The sequence below is a fragment of the Rhodobaculum claviforme genome, from assembly GCF_016653255.1.
Lineage (GTDB): Bacteria > Pseudomonadota > Alphaproteobacteria > Rhodobacterales > Rhodobacteraceae > Rhodobaculum > Rhodobaculum claviforme.
Genome location: NZ_NHSD01000171.1, coordinates 1 through 6,926, shown reverse-complemented (window position 1 = coordinate 6,926; position 6,926 = coordinate 1). Strand labels below are relative to the sequence as shown.

Below are 6,926 nucleotides of genomic sequence, written 5' to 3'. Positions count from 1 at the left end.
GGTCAGGGTGGGGAGTTCCCACGGCGCCGGGGTGGGCCCTCATGGCCGCTGAGACCCTTATGCCCCCCGATCCGGGCCATCGCCGGGCGGGATCGGGGTCTCTTTCGGGCCAATTCGGGGCACGGGCCGGCCTCAGGCGCCGCGGTTGCGCAGGCTCTCGAACAGCTCCAGCTCGCCACGGGTCCAGGCCCCGATGTCCCAGCGCTTGGCCGACCGGCGCAGCGCGCCCAGCCGCGCGCGCGCCTCCTCGGGGGTCATCGCCAGCGCCTGGTCCAGCCCGCTGTCCATCGAGGCGTGCGAGAACGGATTGACCGGCACCGCGCCCTGCAACGTCACCGCGCAGCCGGCGAATTCGCTGAGCACCAGCACCCCCTGCCCGCCCTCACCCTGGGCCGCGCAGAACTCCGAGGCCACCAGGTTCAGCCCGTCCGCCAGCGGCGTGATCGAGGCGACATCGGCGGCGCGGTAATACGCCACCAGCTGCGCCAGCGGAATCGCGGTGGAGATCAGCGCGATCGGCTGCCATTCGAAGCTGCCGAAGCGGCCGTTGATGCGGCCCGTCAGCTCCTCGATGCGGCGCTGGACCTCCTCATAGGCGGCCATGGCGCGGTTGGCGCCCACCGACACCAGCATCAGGCGGACCTGACCGTGCAACTCCGGACGGCGCTCCAGCAGCCGCTCGAAGGTCTCCAGCTGCTCCACGTTGCCCTTGGTGTAGTCGGTGCGGGATACCGACAGCACCAGCTTGGCGTCGCCCATTTCGGCGCGGATCTCCTCGACCTTCTCGGCGACCTCGTCGGTCTGCGACAGCCCTTCGATATAGTCGAAGTTGGCGCCCACCGGGTTGGTGTGGACCCGGATGCGGCGGCCCTGATAGGCCAGCGCCAGCGGCAGCCGCCGCGCGGTCAGCGCGCCGCCCATGGGGGCCATCTCCTCGGGGGTGGGGATCTCCTCCACCACCTCGGCGGCGGCCTGGGATTCGGCCACGGCAGTGAAGTTGCGGGCATAGCGCGGGATGTGGAAGCCCACCGCGTCGCATGACAGCAGGCTTTCGACGATCTCGCCGCGCCACGGCAGGGTGGCGAACATGTCCGCGCCCGGAAACGGGGTGTGGTGGAAGAACACGATGCGCGCGTCGGGGCGCAGCTTGCGCAGGTATCCGGGCACCAGCCACAGGTTGTAGTCATGCACCCAGATCACCGCGCCGGGGGCGGCCTCGGCGGCGGCGGCCTCGGCAAAGGCCCAGTTGACTTCGCGGAAGGTGGGCCAGTCGACCGGGTCGTAGTTGTAGGTTTCCTTGAAGCCGTGGAGGATCGGCCAGAAGGCTTCCTTCGAGGTGACATGGTAGAAGCTGGTCACCTGCGCCGGTGTCAGCGGCAGGCGGCTGACGGAATAGGTGCCGAAACTGTCGGAGATCTCGATCACCCGCTCGAAGCCGGGATTGGCGGGGTCGTCGGCGTGCTTCCACGCCACCCAGGCACCGCGGTTCACCTGTCCGAAGAACCCCTTGAGGGTGGGGACAATACCGTTGGGACTGGTGTTTTCCCGCAGGACCATGCGGCCGTCGACCTCCACCTCCTCGTAGGGCTGGCGGTGATAGACGATCACCAGATCGGACTTCCTTGCCGGCGCGGCGGGGGCGTCGAGGGTATCGGGTGCGGCGGTGCTCACGGGTGGACCTCCGAAGGGACGGGCGGGGATGCGGGGTGCAGGCGGTGGGCGGCGATCGCCTCCAGGATGCCCCCGGCGCCGGGGGCGGTGCAGACATGCGCGCGCGGCAGATCGCGCGCCGCCGCCAGCAGCGCGGGCTCCGAGCCGCCCACCACCGCGCCCGCAAGCCCGGTCTGGAACATCGACAGATCGTTGAGCGTGTCGCCCGCCACCAGCACACGGCCCTGCGCAAGGCCAAGGTGATCCATCAGCCGCAGCAGCGACGGCCCCTTGCTGACGCCACCCGGCAGCACGTCCAGATAGCATTCATGCGAGATCAGCACATCGAGGCCCAGCGCCTCCACCGGCGGGATCACGGCGGGATCGAAGGCCGCCGGGTCATAATGGTAGGACATGCGATAACGGAACGGCGTGTCCTGTTCGCGCAGCCCCGGCGCGCCGGCCAGCAGCGCGCGCACGGTGTCGGCGCGGTCGCCCCAGCGTGCCGCGATGTCGGCCTCCAGCGCGGGGATCGGGGCGATCACGCGGCCCTGAACCTGCGCGATGGTGGTGCCGACATCGCCCACGACATAGTCGGGCACCGGCACCCCTTCGTCCCAGATCGTCGGCAGGAACGCCGGGTCGCGGCCGGTGACATAGATCAGCCCGACCTCGTGGCGGTTGCCGTCGATCCAGTCGTAGAGGCACCGCCGCATGTCCGGCGTGCCGCCCAGAAATGTCCCATCGAGATCGGTGGCCAGAACGAATCGCCAGTCGGCCGGGCGCGTATCCTTCATGTCATCCTCCGAATGCGGCGCGCGGAAAGCGGCACGCCGGGAAATCTGGTGTCGCGCGCGGGACCCGCGCGGGATCGGCTGCGGACCGTGCGCGCCGGGGTGCCTCAGGGCATCATCTCGCCAAAGCGGCGGGCGGCGGCGTCCTCGGCGGGGTGGGGGAAGGTCAGGTCCATCGCCCGCGGTTCGGCCATCAGGGGCCGCGACCAGTAGGCGGCGAACGCCTCGCCGATGGGGCGGCCGTCGGCGACGATCTCGCGCACCATCTCGCAGATCGGCATGTTCAGTTCCAGCCGCCGGGCCAGGTCGGTGACGGTGACGGCGTTGAAGCGCCCCTCCACCACCACGGGCGCCCCGTCGAACACCGCCCCTTCGGCCACGCCCTGCCCCCGCTGGAAGCCGTACGAGAAATTGCGCGACTGCGGCGACGAACAGGTCAGCATCAGGTCGCCAAGCCCGCCCAGCCCGGTGACCGTCTCGCGCCGTCCGCCCAGCCGCACGGCGAGTTCCTTGATCTCGTCAAGGCCGCGGGTGATGATCGCGGCGCGGGTGTTTTCGCCGAACCCCGCCCCGGCGAGGATCCCGCAGGCGATGGCGATGACGTTCTTGACCGCGCCGCCGACCTCCACCCCCACCAGATCGTCGCTGACATAGGGGCGGAAGGTGTCGGTGGTCAGCGACAGCGCCATGCGGGCGGCGGGGCGCTGGGCGGGGGGCACGTCGGGGCCGGTGGTGCAGGCGACGGTGACGGCGGTGGGGTGCCCCGCCGCGGTCTCGGAGGCAAAGGTGGGGCCGGTGACGGTGCCGATGGGGCGGCCAGGCGCGGCCTGTTCGGCGACCTGGCTCATCAACAGGCCGGTCTCGGCCTCGATCCCCTTGGCGCAGACGAAGATCGGCACCCCCGCCGGCAGCAGCGGTGCGGCGCGGGCGGCCATGTCGCGCACCGTGACCGACGGGGTGACCAGCAGCACGGCCTCGGTTCCCGCCAGCGCGGCGGCGAGGTCGGACATCGCCTCCAGCCCGTCCGGCAGGGCCGTCTTGCGCAGGTATCGCGGGTTGTGGCGGGTGCGGGCGGTGGCCTCGGCCTGTCTGGCGTCGCGCATCCACAGCCGCACCTCACGTCCGGCGCGGGCCGCGACAACCGCCAGCGCCGTCCCCCAGGCGCCGCCGCCCAGAACCGTGATGCGCCCATAGGGTGCCGGGATCGTCGATATGTCCACCGCTGCCTCCATGGATCACCACGATATAGGGACCGCACGGCGCGGGGTCAAACCGCCGCCCCCCCGCGCGGCCCGGATCGACACGGTGTGCCCGCGCGACCGGCACCGCCCGCCGGTCGCGGTGTCACGGCGCGGCCAGCCACGCGGGTCGGTTCAGACAGGCAGCATGGCGGGCGTTCCACCCCCGGGGCCGCGCCCGGAGACGCGGCCTCGAGGGGGGGGCCGTCAGCCCAGCACCTCGGTGATGGCGCGGGCGGTGACACCGGCGATGCGCTCGGCCTCCTCCACCGTCAGGCAGAACGGCGGCGCGAGGCCGATGATATCGCCCTGCGGCATCGCGCGGGCGATCACGCCATGGCGCAGCATCGCGCCCACGACCTTGGCGCCGACCCCTTCGGAGGCGTCGAAGAACCGGCGCGGATCACGCTCGGCCACCAGCTCGACGGCGCACAGCATGCCTTCGCCGCGCACCTCGCCGACGTTGGGGTGATCGCCCACCGCCTCGGCCATGCAGGTGTTGAGGTGCGCGCCGACCCGGCCCGCGGCCTCCACCAGCCCCAGCCGGTCGATCAGCGCCAGGTTGGCCACCCCCGCGGCCGCGCCGATGGGATGGGCAGAGTACGTCCAGCCATGCCCCATCACGCCGTTTTCGTCCGTGCCGCGTGCCAGCACATCCCACATCCGCTGCGACACGATCGAGCCCGACAGCGGCGCATAGGCCGAGGTCAGTCCCTTGGCGATGGTGATCAGGTCGGGCTTGAGCCCGTAATGCTGGCTGCCGAACATCGAGCCCAGACGGCCGAACCCGGTCACGACCTCGTCGGCGATCAGCAGGATGTCGTGGCGCGCAAGCACCTCCTGCACGGCCTCCCAGTAGCCGGCGGGCGGGGGCACGAGGCCGCCCGTTCCCAGCACCGGCTCGCCGATGAAGGCGGCGATGGTGTCCGCGCCCTCGCGCGCGATCAGCGCCTCCAGTTCGGCCACCAGATGGGCGGTAAAGGCGGCCTCCGACATCGCCGTGTCGGGGCGGCGATAGAAATAGGGCGCCTCGGTGTGGATCACCTGTGCCAGCGGCAGGTCGAACTTCCTGTGGAACAGATCGAGCCCCGTCATCGAGCCCGTCATCAGCCCCGAGCCGTGGTAGCCCCGCCAGCGCGAGATGATCTTCTTCTTCTCCGGCCGGCCCAGGATATTGTTGTAGTACCACACCAGCTTGATGTTGGTCTCGTTCGCGTCCGACCCGGACAGCCCGAAATACACCCGCGCCATGTGGTCGGGCGCCCGCTCCATCACCATGCGGGCAAGCGTAATCGCCGCCTCGGTCCCGTGCCCGGCATAGGCGTGGTAATACGCCAGCTCGCGCGCCTGCTCGGCGATGGCGTCGGCGATCTCGGCCCGGCCATAGCCCACGTTGACGCAGTAAAGCCCGGCAAAGCCGTCCAGCAGGCGGGTGCCGTCGCGGTCGACGATGGTCGCCCCCTCGCCGCCGGTGATGATGCGCTGCGGCGCCTCGCCGCGCGCGAACTGCCCCAGATGGGTGGAGGGGTGGAAGAAATGCTCGCGGTCCCATTTCGCCAGCTGGTCGTTGGTCAGCATATCGCGGTCCTTTTCACTCTTTCGGCAGCGCCTCGGTGTCAGTCTTTCGGCGGCGCCTCAGTGCCAGTCGCGGCACACATACTTGATCTCGGTGAACGCCTCGAGGCCCCAGCGCGCGCCCTCGCGGCCGATCCCGGACTGCTTCATCCCGCCAAAGGGGACCGGCGCGCCGGTGACCTTGGTGCGGTTCACGGCCACCATGCCGAACTGCAGCGCACGGGCGGCGCGGTAGATCCGGCGCGGGTCCATGGTGTGCAGATACGCCACCAGCCCGTATTCGGTGGCGTTGGCGCGGGCCAGCGCCTCGGCCTCGGTATCAAAGACCGTGACGGCGGCGACGGGGCCGAAGGTTTCCTCGGACATGATCCGGGCATCGTCGGGCACATCCACCAGCAGGGTCGGGCGATAGAACAGCGGCCCCTGCGCATCGCGCGCCCCGCCCACCAGACAGCGCGCGCCACGGGCCACGGCGTCGGCGACATGGGCCTCCTGCTTGGCCACGGCGCGTTCGTGCATCAGGGGGCCCAGATCCCGGTCCTCCATCCCCGGACCCAACGTCAGCGCGCGGATCGCCTCGGCGAATTTCGCGCAGAACGGCTCATAGATCGCGCGCTCGATGTAGAAGCGGTTCGCGCCGAGGCAGTCCTGCCCGGTGGTGGCGAACTTGGCCTTGACCGCCTCGTCCACGGCCTGGTCCAGATCGGCGTCGGCAAAAACGATGAACGGCGCATGCCCGCCCAGCTCCAGCACCAGGCGTTTCACCGTGTCGGCGGACTGGCGATACAGCAACCGCCCCACCTCGGTCGAGCCGGTGAACGACAGCGCCCGCACCCGCGGGTCGGCACACCACGCGCCCACGATCTCCGGCGCATCGCCCGGCACCACGTTGAACAGGCCCGGGGCAAAGCCCGCGCGCACCGCCAGTTCCGCCAGCGCCAGCGCCGACAGCGGCGTTTCCGCAGACGGATGCGCCACGCATGAACACCCCGCCGCCAGCGCGGCCGCCGCCTTGCGCGTCAGCATCGCCGAGGGGAAGTTCCACGGCGTCACGAGGGCTGCCACGCCGACGGGCTCGCGCCAGATCTCCACCTCGGCGTCGGGCAGGTGCGAGGTGACGCCCTCGATGTTGGGGCGGCGTGCTTCCTCGGCATAGAATTCGACAAAAGAGGCGCCGTAGTCGATCTCGCCGCGCGCCTCCGACAGGGGCTTGCCCTGCTCGGCGACCATGATGCGGGCCAGATCCTCGCGGTGGGCCAGGATCAGGTCGTGCCAGCGGCGCAGCAGGGCGGCGCGGTCCTGCGGCAAGGTCACGGACCACAGCGCAAACGCCGCCTGGGCCGCATCCACGGCGGCGCCGGTTGCAGGGTCGGTGACGGCAAAGCGGTCCGCTGCGGCCACCCAGCCGCCGATGAACCCCTCCGTGCGCAGCAGCGTCGGGTCCTCCAGCGTGGCGCGCAGGTCCTGCGCGGTGGCGGCGTTGCGTCGTGCGGTGGCACCCATGGCGATCCCCTGTGGTGACTGGTGGTGCCCCATCGTGCCACGGCAGGCGGGAATGACCCGCCTGCGTCCGGCCCGCCACCGCAGATGGTTCGTCTTTTGTCACCGCCGCATCCGGACGATCGGCCCCCGGCACCCGCCCGCTTCGATGCGCGCGGGGTGGGTGGGC

The 6,926-nt window shown here is 70.9% G+C and carries 5 protein-coding genes; all 5 read right to left on the bottom strand.

Annotated features, from left to right (window positions below):
- Positions 1–132: 132 nt before the first annotated feature.
- The 5 genes from ggpS to CCR87_RS05635 all read right to left on the bottom strand — a co-directional run bounded on the left by ggpS (position 133) and on the right by CCR87_RS05635 (position 6,760).
- A complete protein-coding gene (gene ggpS / locus CCR87_RS05655) occupies positions 133–1,671 on the bottom strand; it encodes a glucosylglycerol-phosphate synthase (protein WP_201156591.1) in 1,539 nt (512 codons plus the stop codon).
- Positions 1,668–2,447: an HAD-IIB family hydrolase gene (locus CCR87_RS05650; RefSeq protein WP_201156590.1), complete on the bottom strand. Its 780-nt coding sequence runs from the start codon at positions 2,445–2,447 to the stop codon at positions 1,668–1,670. Before CCR87_RS05650 ends, ggpS begins: the two co-directional genes overlap by 4 nt.
- Positions 2,448–2,551: 104 nt before the next feature.
- Entirely contained in the window at positions 2,552–3,664 is a 1,113-nt protein-coding gene (locus tag CCR87_RS05645) for an NAD(P)H-dependent glycerol-3-phosphate dehydrogenase (protein WP_338048881.1), read from the bottom strand.
- A 225-nt stretch (positions 3,665–3,889) separates the two neighbouring features.
- Positions 3,890–5,260, bottom strand: a complete 1,371-nt coding sequence (locus tag CCR87_RS05640) for an aspartate aminotransferase family protein (RefSeq protein WP_201156588.1) — start codon at positions 5,258–5,260, stop codon at positions 3,890–3,892.
- A gap of 57 nt (positions 5,261–5,317) precedes the next feature.
- Entirely contained in the window at positions 5,318–6,760 is a 1,443-nt protein-coding gene (locus CCR87_RS05635; RefSeq protein WP_201156587.1) for an NAD-dependent succinate-semialdehyde dehydrogenase, read from the bottom strand.
- Positions 6,761–6,926: the final 166 nt, after the last annotated feature.